General features: G+C 58.9%; 12 protein-coding genes and 1 tRNA gene. 5 read left to right on the top strand and 8 right to left on the bottom strand.

The window, feature by feature from the left end:
• Positions 1-14 precede the first annotated feature (14 nt).
• The 5 genes from HNO79_RS03510 to HNO79_RS03490 all read left to right on the top strand — a co-directional run bounded on the left by HNO79_RS03510 (position 15) and on the right by HNO79_RS03490 (position 7,278).
• Positions 15-1,535 carry an efflux transporter outer membrane subunit gene (locus HNO79_RS03510; protein WP_048856848.1) on the top strand — a complete coding sequence of 507 codons (1,521 nt, stop codon included), beginning with the start codon at positions 15-17 and terminating at the stop codon, positions 1,533-1,535.
• A 379-nt stretch (positions 1,536-1,914) separates the two neighbouring features.
• A tRNA-Leu gene (locus HNO79_RS03505) sits at positions 1,915-2,002 on the top strand.
• An 857-nt stretch (positions 2,003-2,859) separates the two neighbouring features.
• Positions 2,860-4,575, top strand: coding sequence for a hypothetical protein (locus tag HNO79_RS03500; RefSeq protein ID WP_214165799.1), 1,716 nt, complete (start codon positions 2,860-2,862; stop codon positions 4,573-4,575).
• 283 nt (positions 4,576-4,858) lie between these two features.
• A complete protein-coding gene (locus HNO79_RS03495; RefSeq protein ID WP_214165798.1) occupies positions 4,859-5,860 on the top strand; it encodes a glycosyltransferase family 2 protein in 1,002 nt (333 codons plus the stop codon).
• A gap of 254 nt (positions 5,861-6,114) precedes the next feature.
• Positions 6,115-7,278, top strand: a complete 1,164-nt coding sequence (locus HNO79_RS03490) for a L,D-transpeptidase (protein ID WP_214176802.1) — start codon at positions 6,115-6,117, stop codon at positions 7,276-7,278.
• 246 nt (positions 7,279-7,524) lie between these two features.
• On the opposite strand, the gene HNO79_RS03485 is transcribed toward HNO79_RS03490, so the two are convergent.
• The 8 genes from HNO79_RS03485 to HNO79_RS03450 all read right to left on the bottom strand — a co-directional run bounded on the left by HNO79_RS03485 (position 7,525) and on the right by HNO79_RS03450 (position 18,626).
• A complete protein-coding gene (locus HNO79_RS03485; RefSeq protein ID WP_214164710.1) occupies positions 7,525-9,894 on the bottom strand; it encodes a phosphoketolase family protein in 2,370 nt (789 codons plus the stop codon).
• Between the two features lie 42 nt (positions 9,895-9,936).
• Positions 9,937-11,148 carry an acetate/propionate family kinase gene (locus tag HNO79_RS03480; RefSeq protein ID WP_214164709.1) on the bottom strand — a complete coding sequence of 404 codons (1,212 nt, stop codon included), beginning with the start codon at positions 11,146-11,148 and terminating at the stop codon, positions 9,937-9,939.
• Positions 11,149-11,470: 322 nt separating this feature from the next.
• Positions 11,471-12,151 (bottom strand): phosphorylase family protein, encoded by a 681-nt coding sequence (locus HNO79_RS03475; protein WP_029329355.1) that lies wholly within the window; start codon positions 12,149-12,151, stop codon positions 11,471-11,473.
• A 15-nt stretch (positions 12,152-12,166) separates the two neighbouring features.
• Positions 12,167-14,200 carry a squalene--hopene cyclase gene (gene shc / locus HNO79_RS03470; RefSeq protein WP_242405382.1) on the bottom strand — a complete coding sequence of 678 codons (2,034 nt, stop codon included), beginning with the start codon at positions 14,198-14,200 and terminating at the stop codon, positions 12,167-12,169.
• A gap of 49 nt (positions 14,201-14,249) precedes the next feature.
• Complete coding sequence (gene hpnE, locus HNO79_RS03465) at positions 14,250-15,566, bottom strand: hydroxysqualene dehydroxylase HpnE (protein WP_214164708.1); 1,317 nt, start codon at positions 15,564-15,566, stop codon at positions 14,250-14,252.
• Between the two features lie 3 nt (positions 15,567-15,569).
• Positions 15,570-16,451: a presqualene diphosphate synthase HpnD gene (gene hpnD, locus HNO79_RS03460; protein ID WP_214164707.1), complete on the bottom strand. Its 882-nt coding sequence runs from the start codon at positions 16,449-16,451 to the stop codon at positions 15,570-15,572.
• 82 nt (positions 16,452-16,533) lie between these two features.
• On the bottom strand, positions 16,534-17,397 hold the full coding sequence (gene hpnC / locus HNO79_RS03455) for a squalene synthase HpnC (RefSeq protein ID WP_010513723.1): 864 nt from the start codon (positions 17,395-17,397) through the stop codon (positions 16,534-16,536).
• Positions 17,394-18,626 (bottom strand): glycosyltransferase, encoded by a 1,233-nt coding sequence (locus HNO79_RS03450; RefSeq protein WP_048856041.1) that lies wholly within the window; start codon positions 18,624-18,626, stop codon positions 17,394-17,396. Before HNO79_RS03450 ends, hpnC begins: the two co-directional genes overlap by 4 nt.
• Positions 18,627-18,631 lie beyond the last annotated feature (5 nt).

Raw genomic sequence — 18,631 nt, 5'->3', positions numbered from 1 at the left:
CTCCGGGCACGATCATGAACATCAACGCAGTTACCCGCCGGACCGGCCTGTTCCTGACATCGGCCATTTTCCTGGCCGGTTGCACGGTAGGCCCCCGCTACCAGCCCGACCGGATGAAACCCCCGGCCAAGTTTACCGAGGACGACCACGCCGCCACCAAGGAAGAGATCGAGGAGACCAACAAGGAACTGAAGGAGTGGTGGCACCTCTTCAAGGATCCGGAACTCGACAAGCTGGTGGATAAGGCGATCGCGGGGAACTACAACCTGCAGGTCGCGGGCCAGCGGATCATGGCCGAACGCGCGATCCGCGACGTGCAGGCATCGCAGTGGTATCCGCAGGTCGATACGCAGGCATCTGCCGGTAATGTCCGGTATTCGGTCAATATCGACAACTGGCCGCTACGTCCGAGTACGAACCCCACCCAGCAGCCACAGGCTGCCTATCTGGGCTATGGCTTCAGTGCCAGCTGGCAGATTGATGTGTTCGGTCGAATTCGCCGCAGCGTGGAAGCTGAAAACCGCGCGGTGCAGGAATCGATCGAGGACCGTCGCGCCGTCATGGTCATGATGCTGTCCGAACTGGCCGGTGACTACATGATGCTGCGTGACCAGCAGCTGCGGCTGGAAATCGCCAACAACAACATCCATGTGGCGCAGGATGCCTATGACCTGACCAACCGCCTGTACCTGGAAGGCGTGGGTAACACCATGCAGATCGCACAGGCCAAGGCGGAGCTGGATTCGCAGACGGCGGCGCGTGAGCCGCTGAAAACCCACATCTCCCAGATCACGCATGCGATTGACGTGCTGATGGGGCAGATGCCCGGCACATCGGAACTGGAACTGAAGGTGGCCAGGCCGCTGCCGCCGGTGCCGGAATTCCCGTCTACCCTGCCGTCCATGGTCATTGCCAACCGTCCTGACATCCGCAAGGCCGAACGTACCTATGCCGAAGCCACGGCACGCATTGGCGTGGCCGTCGCCCAGCTTTATCCGAACTTCACCATTCCGCTGAACTTCAACCCCAATGCATCGGCCCTGTATCAGGTGTTCCAGATGGGGGGCATGAGCTGGCAGTTCCTGATGATGGCCTCGCTGCCGCTGATGCATGGCGGCAAATATACCTCCCAGATCCGCATGGCACAGGCTGCGGCCGAAGCCAGCCGACTGGCCTATCGTCAGTCCGTCCTGAACGGCTTCAAGGAAGTCGAGGACGCGATGGCCGCATGGCATGATGATGAAGAACACACCGAACTGCTGGCCAAGGCTGCGGAAGACAGCGCATTGGCCAGCGAGCGTGCACGCAAGCTGTATGCTGCCGGTCTGGTCGGCTTCCTGGAAGTACTGACAACCGAACGCACGACCCTGAACGCCCAGAATGCGGAGGCCATGGCACGGCTGGAACGCCTGCAGGACGCCATCAACCTTTATACGGCACTTGGCGCGGGCTGGCAGGGTATTGCCCTGACCAACACCACCCTGCCTGTCTCGCTGGAAAAACAGAATATTCTGGCACGCGCCTTCCAGCAGTAAAACCTTTCTGCCAGCTGGCCCATATAACGTGTGGCCGGCAGGGCATGCCCCCCAGCCCTGCGTCTGTCTGTTTTATCCGCGACAGGGGCAGGGAAAAGGGTCTCAAACCTGTTAACTTCAGTTTTATGTAAAACGTCAGATGTCTTTGCGAAGTAACGCAGAGATACGGGAAAGAACAGATGCCCATAGCATCCCGGACAGGCGCAATGTGACCTGCTGGCATGACTTTTGTCGTGCACTGCCAGAATGACAGGCTTCAGCCCTTTATAGGGAGCAGCAGACCGTTGCGATCCGCAGAAAGGGATATGTTCACTTAATTCAATAAAATCATGCCGGATGATTGTCCTGTGTCACGCATATGCTAAACAGGTCAGCACATGCGAGCTTGGCGGAATGGTAGACGCACGAGACTTAAAATCTTGCGCCCGCAACAGGGCGTGCGGGTTCGAGTCCCGCAGCTCGCACCACGCAACACATTGATTTAATTTATAATTTATAGATTCCTGCAATCAGGTCTGGATTTGCTACACACCCTGCTCCACCGGAGCCCTCGTATGAGGAGTAGAGGGGAGCTTATTCAAAAACAATCTGATTACTATTTTCGTTATCGCGTTCCTGCTCGTCTCAAGAGAAGCAGACATCTGGCATCCGCGGCAAAAGCCAAGGGGCAAAGTGAACAGATCAAGCACAATCTGGCACGTATGATTAGTGATCTTCGGGTTTTTTGCGTGGGATGCCCTGATCCCAACCTGTCACTGGCACCATCAGACATGTTAGTTTCACGTCCTGCAGTTTCATAACTGATCTGGGACCGGAAACAATATATCAGACTGCGGACACAGTAGCCGGTTGCCTCTCATCGCTCAGAATGAACCAGTAGTATCTTCCAACCACCGCCTAAGCAAACAGGATACTGCGGGTATTGATCATCTTACAAAAACAGCTGTCCATTTCCGATTATGGCGGTGTATCAGGACAAAAGGTGCTGCTCTACACTTCTGTTTTTCATCAATCAGGTCAGTAGCGTTTCATCTTCCACGTCATTCTGGTCACTTATCCATCCTGCTATGATATTCACCTTCCAATTACGAATTCTGTGCAAAAATCAATGGATTTCCAAAAAATATACAGCCAGAAACCGCAATAAATATCACCACCCAGAACATTATTTTGTTATTTATAATGAATAAATAGTATAATATTTTATCGAAAATATAATAAATTAATCAAGAAATCCTTTTACTCTCAATTCAGATATTTGATTGCCAAGAGTCTGTAATTTTGCGATGCACATCGAAAGATAAAAATCAATATGGAGAGAAACGTGAGTAGGTTTATCCAGAGGCATGCACTCCAGAAACTAACCTTTCTGGTCGTCGCCATACTCACGTCACTGGTCATCTGCTACCGGTATCAAATCATAAACCAGTTCTCTGTTCTGTTTGGAGATGATTACGATACGGTTATAGAAATTTCCATATTACACCATTGGAAAAATGTTTTCTTCAATGGTGAAACATGGAGTTCCACCCAATACTTTTTCCCATATCTGAAAACTCTTGGATATAATGATGGGTACTTTTTATTTGGTATTTTATATAGCATAAGTCAATTTTTCACAAAAAATCCATTCATTTCCAATGATGTGACCGGTATTTTTCTTCATGTTATCGGATTCTGTCTTTTTTATATCATGTGTCGCACCGTATTTAGTTTTCAATTTATTTCATCAATATTTGGTTCATTTATATTTTTAACATCAAATAATATATGGATAAATTCTGCTCATCATATCCAGATATTAATGATATACTTCGTGCCAGCATTGATCATTCTTTTCTACATATCACGTGAAAATTATATTTCTGGAAATCGAAAACGTTCTTATCTCTATGCGTTGTGCTGTAGTGCATTATGTGCTGCATGTTTCATGACAGGTTATTATATCCTGTGGTTCTTTGTGTTTTCCATTTGCATACTTTTGGTGACAATTTACACGATTTCATGCATTCGAGGAAACATAAAATCTGCATTCAATGAAAAAATCAAGTTGTACCCATATTATTTCATTCTACTATCTTCTTTTATTATATTCATGGTTCCGTTCCTTTACGTATACCTAAGCAAAGCCCGCGAAACCGGCATGCACTCATGGGAAGAAACCTATGCCTATCTGCCACATCCTTATGATTTACTTCACATAGGACATTGGAACGGAGGGGTCATATTGGCCATTTCCGTTCTCAACCAGCTTGGGCAATGGGGAGTGGGCAGAGACCTTGTACTGCGCACGCCTTATCATTTCAGTGAACTTCTGGTCGGATTTCCGCCTGTTACCCTTGCCTTGGCTTTCTGGGGTGCCTGGGCAGGCACACGATATGGAACAGCACGTTACAGTAGAACAATATGGCTGATATTTTCGGTTACGAATATTATCATCCTGCTGCTCTGTTTCAAGCTCGGGCCACTTTCACTGTGGCAACTGGTCTTCCATCTTGTGCCTGGCGCAAAAGGATTGCGGGTCGTCAGTCGGTTTTTCCTGTATGAAACCCTCCCATTATGTATTGCACTTTCACTTGCCTGCGATTTCCTTCTGCAACGCAGACAATATGTGCTGACAACCGTCCTTCTGCTCATTGTTGTCTGTGAACAGGTGAATTTCTCTCCTGTTCTGGGTCTCTCCCTGAACAGGGAGCAGGCGCTTTATGACAGCGTTCCAGATAAACCCGCCGAATGTAAGACATTCGTGGTAGCAGACACACCGCCTGCCGTCCCGGATAGTGGATACGACCTTTATCATGGCAATAGTTTTGCCATGCTGTATTCAGAGCTGGCACAGATCCCGACCCCTATGGGATTTTCCACCTTCAATCCCCCGGATTGGGACTTCAGTTCACCTTACGATGGAGTTCCCGGCGTTACCGATATTGCAGTGAGAGCAGTTCACTATGCCTCTGCCCACAATTTTTTACCTGGTCTGTGTGAATTATCCATCACAAAAAACACAGTTTCATGGCGAAACCTGCGCTCCATACCGTAATGGTTTATATTTCCACATAGTAAAATATCCAGACTGCACACGTTGATATATCCAACAATAAAATTTTTAACTTATGAAATTACGTTTGGTATATAATTAATATGTTTATTATTTTATTTTATCTTTGCGTAATCAAAATTTAACATGAATTAAATTCATGGTATTTTTTTTATCAATCTGTTCGGCTATATCAGGTCCATAGTTGATCTTACCATGTTTATTTCACGATAGTGGGCCTTACGCTCCTTTACTGAAGCATTTCCCTGTTAATGTCTGGATTGTCATGACGGATTTTATTTCAAGAAAAAATAAGAATACCCTGTCTGTCGTGGTTCTTATCCCCTGCTACAATGAAGAAACAACCGTATTTCGGGTTGTATCCGATTTCAGGAAATATCTGCCGGATGCCGTTGTCTATGTATATGACAACAATTCAACCGATAATACCGTCCGAAGGGCACTGGATGCCGGCGCCATCGTGCGCCGGGAAAGCATGCCGGGCAAAGGAAATGTCGTCCGTCGCATGTTTGCGGATATTGACGCTGATTTCTATATTCTGGTGGATGGGGATGCGACTTATGATGCCGCTGCAGCACCGGAAATGCTTGCGCTGGCATCCAGCAACGGCCTCGATATGGTCAATGGCGCACGCGTCAGTACCGCCACGACGGCCTACCGGCCCGGACATGTTCTGGGCAACAAGATCTTTACCCTGCTTGTAAGATCCGTATTCGGAAAAAGGATATCGGATATCCTGTCCGGCTACAGGGTATTCTCACGCCGTTTCGTCAAATCCTTTCCCGCTCTCTCAAGCGGGTTTGAAACCGAGACGGAATTTTCCATTCACGCCCTCGATCTCCGCATGCCGATCGGGGAAATCCGGACACGCTATTTCGAACGGCCGACAGGATCACAATCCAAGCTAAACACATGGAAAGACGGGTTCAGGATCATGGCCCTGATCTTCAACCTCATAAAGCTCGAACGGCCTCTGGTGTTTTTTTCCACTGTCGCGGTGGTCCTGTTATGTCTTTCCCTTATGGCCGGCATGCCGGTCATTATCGGCTGGCTTCATACGGGGCTTGTTCCACGTCTTCCCACTGCACTCCTGGCAACAGGTTTTATCATCCTGTCAGCCCTGTCGTTTACCTGCGGGCTGATCCTGGACGTGGTCTATCTGGCCCGCACGGAAGCAAAACGGCTGGCCTATCTCGCCCAGCCTTCCCCTACGTCATATGACGCAACCTGTTCCCTGGCTGCCGTGGAACTTGTTGCCAGCAACTGACCATTACGGCCCTTATCCCGCGCATATGGACCATGACGGGAAACCCGATATGCCACAAAGAGGAAAGGGGGATTTCGGTTTATACTTAGCGAACCCCCGGTTCCATTCCTCCAGACGGTTTATCCTTCACCGCACCCGGGGCGGTTCATGCAGGGAGGCCATGCCGTGGGCGGCCTGCCGCCACCCTGCGCAGGCAGACCTAAATACGGTATAAGAATGCGCTTGTCTTTTCTTGCCCAAGGTACGCCGCCTGCATGACGCTTCCACTACGCCTGATCTGGTTCCGTGCCCTGCCCCTGATCACCGTATTCATGACAGATGCAGCCATGCAGGCCCATGCCACCGCCCTGCCTGATGCCGCAATCATGCTACAGCATGACATACAGCAGGAACTGGGCACGCAGGCGATCCATCCCCGCCCACGCCAGACCCAGCGCGCCATGACGCTGGCGACGGATATACTCGATCATACCGCCGAATGGCCGCAGGATGAGGAAATCGTCCTGATTGTGGACCGCGCGCCCGCCGTTCAGCTGATGTGGATCGTACTGACGGACCCGGCCGCGCACCGGCTTGTACCGCTTGGCATGGTATCCGTCAGCACGGGCAGGCCGGGCCGGAAAGAGCATTTCCGCACGCCCGCCGGCATATTCTTCAATGACGGGCAGATTTACGGTTATCGCGCCCAGGGAACGAAAAACGAGCATGGCATTCGCGGCAACGGCGAAAAAGGCATGCGTGTATGGGATTTCGGCTGGCAGACGACAGAGGACTGGCGCCGTAAGGGAGCCGTGGCGGTCGTGCGGCTGGAAATGCATGCAACCGATCCCACCTTCCTTGAAGCACGACTGGGACAGGCGGATTCCGAGGGGTGCATCCGCATTCCCGCGCGCGTCAACAGCTTCATTGACCGTCACGGCCTGCTGGACCGTCAGCTGGACCTGATCACGCAACAGGATGATCCGCAGAAAGCCCGCGCCGTGCGGGCATTGCTGGGGGCGAACCACATCCCTTCTCCGCTGGAAGGCGACCGGGTCATTGTCGTGGACTCGTCCGATCCCAATGCCCTGCTGTCCGATCCGGCAGCAGCGCAAAGGATTCAGGACAGCTTCGCCCAGTTCCTTGCCGCGACCGCATCCCCACCTGCGGGCATCACATCATCTTCAACCTCGGCTCCTGCACACACCCCAACCTCCGCAGCGACACAACCGCCAGCAGCTCCAGAGGGGCAGCAGCCGAGCCCTGCTCCTGCTCCTGCTCCTGCTCCTGCTCCTGCTCCTGCTCCTGCTCCTGCTCCTGCTCCTGCTCCTGCTCCTGCTCCTGCTCCTGCTCCTGCTCCTGCTCCTGCTCCTGCTCCTGCTCCTGCTCCTGCTCCTGCTCCTGCTCCTGCTCCTGCTCCTGACGACTGGCCCAACTGATTACGTTCGTACAGATGAAAACGTCTCCTTCATGCCGTTTTTATTCATGAATACTGCCTCATGCACCTGCGCATGAAATATACATCAAATCATGAAGACGTTTTTGGTGAATCTTTTCTCAAAAAACTTCGGAAATCGCCTCCTTCCGGAAAAAAGACGGCATGCCGGGTTATCCCGACGCCAGTATAAAAAAAAGGGAGGGCACTACTGCCCTCCCCTTTCCGGAACCCTGAGGAACCTGACGCCTTATGACCAGCGCCAGTTACGGATTTCCGGCAGATCCTGACCATATTCAGCCACGTAACGCTTGTGCTCAACCAGCTTGTCACTGATGGCCTGGTTGGCATACGCCGCCTTGGCCGCCAGCCCCGGCACATGCCGTATAACGTTCTGCACCAGATGGAAACGGTCCAGGTTGTTCCGCACCGTCATATCGAACGGCGTGGTGGTGGACCCTTCTTCCCGATAACCATGCACATGGAAGTTGCGGCAGTTGGTCCGCTTGTAGATCAGCTTGTGAATCAGCGCAGGATAGCCATGGAACGCAAAGATCACCGGCTTGTCGGTGGTGAACAGGCTGTCGAACACGAAATCATCCAGACCATCCGGGTGCTGGGACTTCGATTCAAGGGTCAGCAGATCAACCACATTGATCACACGGATCTTCAGGTCCGGCAGGTGTTTATTCAGCAACTGTACGGCTGCCAGCGTTTCGATTGTCGGCACGTCACCGGCACAGGCCATGACCACGTCGGGTTCACCGCCCTTGTCATTGCTGGCCCATTCCCAGATCCCGATGCCCTTGGCGCAATGCGCAATGGCGGAATCCATGTCCAGCCACTGCGGCTCGGGCTGCTTGCCGGCCACGATCACGTTCACACGGTCACGGCTTTCAAGGCATGATTTGGCCACGCACAGCAGGGTGTTGGCATCAGGCGGCAGGAACACCCGCACCGTCTTCGCCTTCTTGTTCAGCACATGGTCGATGAAACCGGGGTCCTGATGGCTGAACCCGTTATGATCCTGCCGCCACACATGTGACGTCAGCAGGTAGTTCAGCGATGCGATCGGCGCGCGCCATGAGACCTCATCAGCCTGCTTGATCCACTTGGCATGCTGGTTGACCATCGAATCCACGATGTGGATGAACGCCTCATAGCATGACATGAAGCCATGGCGACCGGTCAGCAGGTACCCTTCCAGCCAGCCCTGGCAGGTGTGCTCGCTCAGGATTTCCATCACATGACCATCAACCGCCAGATGGTCGTCGTAATCGAAGGTCTCGGCGTTCCATGCGCGGTTGGTCACGTCCAGCACCGCGTTCAGGCGGTTGGAGTTGTTTTCATCAGGCGCCAGCACGCGGAAGTTGCGGGCAGACAGGTTGGCCTTCATCACATCACGCAGCCACGTGCCCAGTACGCGGGTACCTTCGCCAAGTTCATGCCCCGGCGAGGAGACGGTCACGGCATAATCCGTCACATCCGGCAGGCGCAGGTCACGGCGCAGCAGGCCACCATTGGCATGCGGGTTGGCGCTCATGCGGCGGTCACCCTTGGGCGCCAGCGCCGCGATTTCCGGCATCAGGGTACCGTTTTCGTCAAACAGTTCTTCCGGCCTGTAGCTATGCAGCCATTCGTCCAGCAGCTTCAGGTGGGTCGGGTTGGTCATGTCGGTAATGGGCACCTGATGGGCGCGCCAGTACCCTTCCGTGCGCAGGCCATCCACCGTCTTGGGGCAGGTCCAGCCCTTGGGCGTGCGCATGATGATCATGGGCCATGCCGGACGCGCGGTTTCGTTCTTCTCGCGCGCGGCTTTCTGGATGTCCGCAATCTTCGCAAAGGCCGTGTCCATCGCCACGGCCATTTTCTGGTGCATGGTGTCGGGATCATCGCCCGCCACCTCGATCGGGTCATAGCCGTAGCCCCGGAACAGGCTGAGCAGTTCCTCGGTGGGGATACGGGCAAGCACGGTCGGATTGGCGATCTTGTAGCCGTTCAGGTGCAGGATCGGCAGGACCGCGCCATCAGTCTTGGGGTCCAGGAACTTGTTGCTGTGCCAGGATGTCGCCATCGGGCCGGTTTCGGCTTCGCCATCGCCCACGACACAGGCTACGACCAGGTCAGGATTATCGAACGCCGCGCCATAGGCATGAGACAGCGAATACCCCAGTTCCCCACCTTCATTGATGGAACCCGGCGTGGTGGGTGCCGCATGGCTGGGAATGCCACCGGGGAAGGAGAACTGCTTGACCAGCTTCGCCAGACCGTCCGCATCCTGCGATACTTCGGGGAAATACTCGCTGTACGTGCCTTCCAGATAGGTGCTCGCCACCACCCCCGGCGCCCCGTGGCCCGGCCCCGCCACGAACAGGATGCTGCGATCCTGTTCACGGATGATGCGGTTGAGGTGCAGGTACAGAAAGTTCAGGCCCGGCGTGGTGCCCCAGTGGCCCAGCAGCCGGGGCTTGGTATGTTCCAGCTTCAGCGGTTCACGCAGCAGCGGGTTCGTCAGCAGGTAGATCTGGGCAATCGACAGATAGTTTGCTGCATGCCACCACTTGTTGAACAGCGCGACATCCGCTGCGGACAGCGGTGTTGCGGATGCAGTTTCACTCATTTCCGTTCCTTCCGAGACATTCTATCCCTGTCCGGCCTGCGTTCAGGACAGACACATCAGCACATGCCGACGGATTGTCGTTTCCTCATCGGTGGGGATGACCCGCACTTCCACGGCACTATCCGGCATGCTTATGATTTCATGGTGTGCGGCATTGGCCTGCGCATCAAGGCGGACACCCGCCCATTCCAGCCGTTCGCAGATCGCCGCGCGGATCAAGGCGTCATGTTCCCCGATGCCCGCGGTAAACACCAGCCCGTCCAGCCCCTGCAGCGCCGCCATCATGCCGCCGGCCTGCTGGGCAAAACGATAGACGAACAGGTCAAGCGCCTGCGTCACCTCCGGGCTGACCCCGGCATGGGCGTGCAGGTCGCGCATATCCGCCGACAGGCCCGACACCCCCAGCAGCCCGGAGCGATGGTAGAGGATATTTTCGATTTCCGCCGCACCCAGCCCTTCTTCCTTGAGCATGTACAGGATGACGCCGGGGTCCAGATGCCCGCACCGTGTCCCCATGACCAGGCCATCCAGCACTGAAAAGCCCATGGTGGTATCAATGCTGCGCCCGGCCTGCAGGGCACACAGGCTGCCCCCGCTGCCGATATGCGCGACAATTGTCCGCCCCTGCGCCAGATGTGGCGCCCGTGCGCGCAGAACGGACGCAATGTATTCGTATGACAGCCCATGGAACCCGTACCGTCGCACGCCCCGGTCGGCGTAATCCCGCGGCAGGGCCTGCGCCTGCGCAACCGCGGGCAGGGTATGGTGGAAACCGGTATCGAAACACGCGACCTGTGGCAGGTCGGGATGCTGGTCCAGCAGCGCGCGGATGGGCGCAAGGCTGCCGGGCTGGTGCAGCGGGGCGAAGGGGGTCAGGGCCGCAAGCCGGGCCAGAATATCCGGGGTGACCCGCACGGGGGCAATGAATTCGGGACCGCCATGCACCACGCGATGGCCAACCGCCATGAGGTCCACGGTACCCAGTTGCCTGCCCACCCATTCCATCAGGGTTGCCATGGGGCCATGATGCGCCGCATCTTTAGCCCCCTCGGCGACGGGGGCCCATTTTTCATCCACCAGCACGCGGCCTGCTGCATCATGGGCGACGAAATGGGGATGGATGCCGATTCCCTCAAGTTCCCCCGATGCAATACGATGGCTGGGGGAGGCCGCCGTTTCCCCCGGCTCAATGGCAAACAGGGCGAACTTCAGGCTGGATGATCCTGCATTCAGTGCCAGCACAGCGCGTGTCATGCCTGTCTCCCCCCTGTTTTTTACAACCGGCAATATGTCACGCTGATCTGCCATTCGTGACATTGATGCGAATCAATTGCCTACATCGCAGCAGGCTTCAAGGAAGCGAAATAATGGGCTGCATCCCGCATGCTGCATCCATCAGGCATGGGTACATTGACCCGAATCACGCCAAAAACAAATGTAAATCAAACGGTTAATTCAATCGCGCCGTAACAGGCGCGCCCCCGCGCACGGCTGCCCTGCCATGGCAACGCATATCACATCCGCGTGCCACACGTCCGGTCATTCCTGCCCGCACTTATGGCGGCCCCTGCCCGGATCAGGAAAAACGCCGTTCCAGCGCCGCCTTTGCCGCCGCACGCGCCTGCCCCGCATCCCGTCCCACACGGATCAGCGCCGGAATCTGGAACGGGTTGCAGACAATGCTGCGCACAAGCGCCCCGACCGCCAGACTGCCATCCGGCCGCAGCGCCACAACCGCGGCAGGCGGCAGGGTCCGGTCCGCCGGGTCACACACGACACGCATGACGGCAAAGGGCACCTGCCGGGCCGCAGCCATTTCCGCCACCACGCCACTTTCCATATCCAGCGCCACGCACCCTGTCTGGTGGAACAGGGCCGTCTTGCGCGTGGCTGCGGTAACAATCACGTCGCTATGCAGCAGATCGCCATTGATGACATCCGCCCGGTCCGCCCCCAACCAGTCCAGCAGGGCGGGAGCAGCAGCCAGACGTTCACCATTGACCATGACATGACGTGGCATGACCACCGCCCCGGGCCGGAGCGCGGGATCCAGCCCCGCCGCAAGCCCGAAGGACAGCAGCGCATCCACCCCGCCTTCCACCAGATCCAGCACAGCCTGTCGCGCACCGGACAGGGTGGCCCCACTCAACCCGAAACGGGCCGTGGGCAGGAAGGGACGGATCAGGGATGCTTCCGCCTCCATCCCCACTACGATACCCAGCCGGGAGAATGGGGACACAGATACACTATCAGACATTGTTACCGCCCCCAGTCAGAAACCATAGCCAACACGGCCGGAATTGCTCAGCTGCATGTTCCGGTACCGCGCCAGGGCCAGAAGCGGGAAGAACTGCCGGTAACCATGGTAGCGCAGGTAGAACACCCTGGGAAAACCGACGGCGTTATAGGGTTCTTCCTTCCATTCGCCATTCCTGCCCTGCGTGCGGCCCAGCCAGGCAATGCCCCGCGCCACGGCCGGGTCATCCCGCAGGCCGACCGCCATCATGCCCAGTACGGCCCATGCGGTCTGTGAGGGCAGGCTCTGCTTATAGTCGCCATGCGCACCGCCTTCATAACTCTCGCAGCCTTCGCCCCAGCCGCCATCGGCACGCTGGTGGCGACGAAGCCAGTCGACCGCACGGATAATCATGGGATCGCCATGCGGCATCCCGGCGGCATTGAGCGCGCACAGCACGGACCACGTGCCATAGATGTAATTGGTGCCCCAGCGCCCGAACCACGATCCGTCCTTTTCCTGCTCCCTGCGCAGATAGGCGATACCGCGTTCGATCGCGCCGTGGTCCTCGACCTGACGCAGCTGCGCGAGGAAGGAAATGCAGCGCGCCGTCACGTCCGCCGTGGGCGGGTCAAGCAGTGCGCCATGGTCGGCAAAGGGAATGTGGTTGAGCACGTCGCGGCTGTTATCAACATCGAATGCGCCCCAGCCGCCATTGCTGCCCTGCATGCCGATGATCCATTCCCGCGCGCGGGCAATCGCCTCCGCATTGGCCGGGTCACCGTCGCGGTGCAGCAGCATGCCGACAACGGCGGTGTCATCCACATCAGGGTAATAATCATTGGCGTACTGGAACGCCCACCCACCGGGCCGGACATCGGGACGGTTGATGGACCAGTCCCCCCTGACGTTCAGGATCTGGCGTTCACGCAGCCACCTTGCGGCAGTCGCCAGTTTGCGTTTCGTCTCCTCCGGCGCGATGCCGCCGGGACCGGATGCGGCCTCGATCATGGCATGACCGGCCAGACCGGTATCCCAGATGGGGGAGACACAGGGCTGGCAGTACGTTTCCTTGCCCTGATTGACCAGCAGGCGCTGCACCGCCTCCCACGCGGCTTTCGCGCGCGGGTCGTCATCGGATATGCCCAGCGCGCGGAACATCATGACCGTATTGGCCATGGCGGGGTAAATGGCCCCAAGCCCATCCAGCCCGTTCAGCCGTGGCTCGATGAAATCGACTGCCGCCTTTATGGCCCTGCGCCGCGTCTTTTCGGGGATCAGGCGTTCAGCAGGCCGCAGCACCGCATCCGCATAGCGGAACACATGCCCCCAGACGGAGCGGTATGGCCCGCGAATCCAGTCCCGTACCTTTCCGGGCGGCGTCACGAACAGTTCGTGCACATGCACCCGGCGCGGATTGACCGCAGTGGGGCGGAGTGCCGCCAGCACCAGCAGCGGCGCGATCACCGTGCGCGACCAGTAGGACATGTTCCATACCGAGAACAGCGCCCTGCGCGGCAGCAGCATGATCTCGACCGGCATGACGGGGGCCGCGTCCCATGGCACGTCACCAAACAGGGCAAGCTGGATACGGGTGAACACATTGGTCCGCTCCGCCCCGCCATGGTCAAGGATGGCCTGCCGTGCGCGCACCATGTGCGGCGCATGCACGCTGTCGCCAATCGCCTTGAGGGCAAAATACGCCTTGACCGACGCCGACAGGTCGAACGTTCCGTCCTGATACAGCGGCCAGCCGCCATGCGCGCCCTGTATCCGGCGCAGGTATATCCCGATCCGCTGTTCCAGCGCGGGGTCAATGCGGTCCAGATAATGTTCCAGCAGCACGTATTCCGCCGGGATGGTGGCATCGGCCTCCAGATCAAAGACCCAGTGCCCGTCATCCGCCTGCCGCTTGCCCAGTGCCGCATGCGCGCGCGTGACCGCCTGGTCCAGATCGGCCGGGTCCAGCGGGGCATCCGGTGCGACACGGGGTCTGGTCGCCCGGCGGGGTGTTGCTGTCGTCTTGCGGGCGCGGGATGCTGTGGTCGTCGTCTCGGGTGTCTTTGCCATTATTCCATGTTCCCCGTGTCATGACGGGGGCCTGTTGCAGATCCGTACATCATTGTTCCGGTCGGCCCGGCGTATTCCTGCGGGCATGGACAGCCTGCGCCGCCGCGGCACCTGACCTGATTGCGCCCTCGATTGTGGCGGGCAATCCGGTTGCCGTCCAGTCACCCGCCAGCAGCAGGTTGGGCGCCATGGTCCGCGTGCCGGGCCGCAGGCGGTCCTGCTGCACGGTCGCGGCAAAGGTCGCGCGTTTTTCACGCACGATACGCAGCGGTGGCATGGCAACCGGCAGGGGCGCCGTGGCGGCCGGGTCGATCGCGGCGCGGACTTCGTTCCAGATAATGGCTGCCAGCTCATCAAGGTCGCGCGTGGCATAGCGGTTGGCGGCACTGACCGTAACCGACAGGATCCGATCCTTGACGAACACCCATTCACTGATACCGCCCACAACCCCGATAAAACGGGCCTGGGCCAGCCCGCCGGTCAGCACCGGGGCATCGGGCAGCAGGAAATGCACGTTCAGGATCGACTCGAACTCATCCGGGGCGCTGAACCCCGGCAGGTCGGCCGCCAGCAGGCTGGCCGCCACGGGTGCCGGCACCGCCATGATCACCGTATCATTCGGCCCCATCGCAATCCGTTCATCCCCCACATGCAGGGCGGCAACGCTGCCATCGACCATCTCGACCGCGCTGACACGGCTGCCGGTCCGCACCTCGGCCTTCAGCACCGACAGGTGGTCAAGTGCCGGGTCCACGAAGCTTTCCGACAGTCCGACCGCCGGAAAACGGGGAAGGCAGTTACGTCCCCCCCGCGCAAGGCTTTCCTTCACCACGGCGCCCAGCAGGGCGGCGCTGCCGGTATCGGGCATGGTGTTGAGGACGGATATGGCAAAGGGTTCAAGCAGCCTGCGGGCAAGGCTGCCGGGCTGCAGGCAGTCCGACACCACCATGTCGGGCGTCGCCTCCATCAGCGCCATCAGGCCGCGCAGTTCCGCCAGCCGCATGCCGGGCACGCGCCTGCGTTTTGACAGCACCCATAACGGCACCCGCCCGCGTGACAGGTCCAGCGTCCAGCGCAGCCGGTCGGCAAGGTCCACAAACGGGAAAACCGGGCGCTTCGGCCCCACCAGCGTATCCTGCGCGCCGATCAGGCCAAGATAGCGGTACACCGCCGGGTTACCCGACAGCAGCAGGTGATTGCCATTGTCGATCCGGCAGCCAAGCTGGCGGTCAAGATAGGATCGTGCCCGGCCGCCACAGGCGGGACCGGCCTCGTACACACTGACACGCTCGCTGCCACCCGCCAGCTCAACCGCCGCCGACAGCCCGGCCAGCCCGCCACCTACAATATGGACATGTCCCGGCATGGGTCAGGCCACCAGCGCGCGCAGCGCCACAAGCACCTTGCGCGGGCGGGACAGGGAGACACGCTTTTCCGGCGTCCCCCACCCCTGCCGTTCCTGTGCGGCAAGAATGGCGGCATAGGTCGCACCCATGACGCGTGCGGGCCGCATGGCCGTGCGGTCACACAGCCGCATGGCGCGGCCGGCTGCACGGAAATGGTCGTGCGCGCGACCGGCAAGGATACGCCCCACCTGTTCCAGGCGGGGCGCATGCACCACGGCGGCGGGCTCGGGCGTTATGCCGAAACGTTCCAGCAGTTCACGCGGCAGGTACAGCCGGCCCAGACGCGCATCCTCCGCCACGTCGCGCAGGATGTTGGTGATCTGCAGCGCGCGCCCCAGATGGTAGGCGACCAGATCGGCATGGGTCGAGGCATCGCCAAACACCCGCACCGACAGCCGCCCCACGGCGGAAGCCACGCGGTCGCAGTACAGGTCGAATGTCGCCTCATCCGGCGCGACGACGGGACCACGGGCGTCCATTTCCATCCCGTCGATCACGTCATTGAAGTCCTGCTGGCGCAGGTCGAAACGACGGATTGTCGCCATCAGCACGCGGTCAATTCCGTCACACGCCTCGCCCGCATACAGGCGGGCAATGCGGGCGCGCCAGTCTTCCAGCCTGCGGCACTTGTCGTCCGGCTCGCCTTCATCATCGGCCACATCATCGACAAGACGGCAGAAGGCATAGACCGCATACATGCCATACCGCCGTTCGGGCGGCAGGATACGCATTCCCTTGCCAAAGGACGTGCCCGACCGCACCACGATCTGCTCCACCTCGGCCAGATCGGCGGGATCGCAGCCCAGTACCGGGGCCTCATCATGCCGCGCGCGCAAAAAACCCATTCCCGCGTGTTCCGTTCACTTTACGAATTTCAGTTCCGCCTGTTCTTAGCGGCAATCACGACCAAGGACAAAATCGCGCCCATCAGACCAGCGTGCGCATGGCTCCCGCAAGCGCGCGCGCCACATCCATGCGCGATAGCTTGACGCGACGCGCAATGGGGTCTTCCACCCGCAGCCGCTGCGCCAGACGCCTTGACAGACCCACGATAACCGCCGCCTCCATGCGCATGCGCCGGTCACGGATCAGTCCGGGCAGCAGCGCCGCATGCCGGTTGAGTTCATCCACCCGGTCCAGCAGCGCATTGAACACCCGCCGCATTCCCGGCAGCGTATGGCCACGGCGCAGGTCATCCACGCTGACACCCTCGCGCTCCAGCCACGGACGCGGCAGGTAGCAGCGGTCCAGGTTGCGCAGGTCATCGGCACAGTCCTGCAGGTGGTTGATGATCTGCAGCGCGGTGCACAGCGCATCGGACGGACCGAACGTGCCCGCGTCCTCGCCGTGCAGCTGCAGCAGGAAGCGACCGACGGGATTGGCGGAATAACGGCAGTATTCCTCCAGTTCTTCCCACGTATCATAACGGTTTTTCACCGCATCCTGCCGAAAGGCCACGATCAGGTCGGTGGCGGTGTCAGTGGATACCCCGGTCTGTGTCAGCGTGCGGCCCACGCGCACCGCCGTCTGCGCATCCGGCCGCTGCGGCGCCATGCGCTTGCCCAGTACCACGTCCTCCATGGCATTGAGGCGCGTGATCTTGGCATCCGCATCCAGCCGGTCGGTATCGACTATGTCATCGATCACGCGGGCAAAATCATAATAGGCATGGACATGCGGACGCAGCCTGCGGCTGATCAGCAGGGAGCCTACGGGAAAGTTCTCATCCCCGGCATCCTTGCCCGACGAGACATCCTCGCTGCCCCACACGTTCCGCTCCTCACTGTTCACCCTACGTCATCCCCCATGCTGCGGTTCATTACGGCTGCGGTGCCCTCACCGCGCATATGTGTCGAAATTGCGCCATCGGGTTCGGTATAGGCGCGGCTTTTCCACACCACGCCCCGGCCCCGATGGTGATCCAGCGCCGAACCGATCGTTGCCAGCGTATAGAACCCGGCAATGACCGGCAGCAACAGCGCCCATGCCGGTGACTGGTTAAAACGCCGCAAGGTGGGGGTGTACGACGCCATGGACATGACCCACGCCCCCGCCCCCAGCAGGCACGGCAGGCCGTGGCTGAACAGCGCAAGCTGCAGCGGCACGATCCACACCAGCACCATGCCGATGACGGTTCCCACCAGCATGAGCGGCGAATAGCCAAGCTGCACATAGGCCGTGCGCGCCACCATGCGCCAGATATCCGCCGGATGGGGATAGGGCCGGATCGAGCGGGCAAGGCAGCTGTGCCCCAGATATATCCGGCCGCCGCTATGCTTGATGTGGGCAGCCAGCGTGCAGTCATCGATCAGCGCGCCGCGCAGGCTTTCGATTCCACCGATCCGCGCAAGCGCGCTCCAGCGCACCAGCACCGTGCCCCCTGCCGCCCCGGCCACCCTGCTGCGCGGGTTGTTCACGCTGGCGAAGGGATACAACAGCGCGAAAAAGAAGACGAACGCCGGGACCAGCATGCGCTCGGCGGGACTGGCGCAGTTCAGCTCCACCATTTCCGATACCTGATCCAGCTTCCCGGCCTGGGCCCTGGCCACCAGGGTCGAGACATGGCGCGGGTCATGGGTAATGTCCGCATCGGTCATCAGCACGAACCCCGTGGAATCGGGCATCATCTCCCGCGCCCGTGCAACGCCCTGCGCCACCGCCCACAGCTTGCCGCTCCAGCCTGCGGGCCGCGCCTTTCCATTGACCACCGTCAGCCGCCTGCGCGGGTCGGGAATGGTGCGCGCCAGCCGGCCCGTGCCATCGGTGCTGTTGTCATCCACCAGGATGACATGCATCTCACCCGGATAATCCTGCGCCAGCAGGGAACTTATGCACGGCACAACCGATGCCGCTTCATCCCGCGCGGGTACCACGATGCAGACTTCCGGACAGTCCGCGGCCCGAAGCTGCGCGCCACGCACGGGGGAGAGGATCGGTCCCGCCTGCCAGAACCAGCCGTGGCAGAAAATCAGTCCAAGCCAGATGACGAACACCAGAATGGAAAGCGCAAGCAGCAGCATGACAG

Origin of the sequence: Komagataeibacter oboediens (genome assembly GCF_018491655.1) — a bacterium.
GTDB lineage: Bacteria > Pseudomonadota > Alphaproteobacteria > Acetobacterales > Acetobacteraceae > Komagataeibacter > Komagataeibacter oboediens.
The sequence above is the reverse complement of the archived record's forward strand: the minus strand, read 5'-3'. Positions and strand labels throughout refer to the sequence as shown.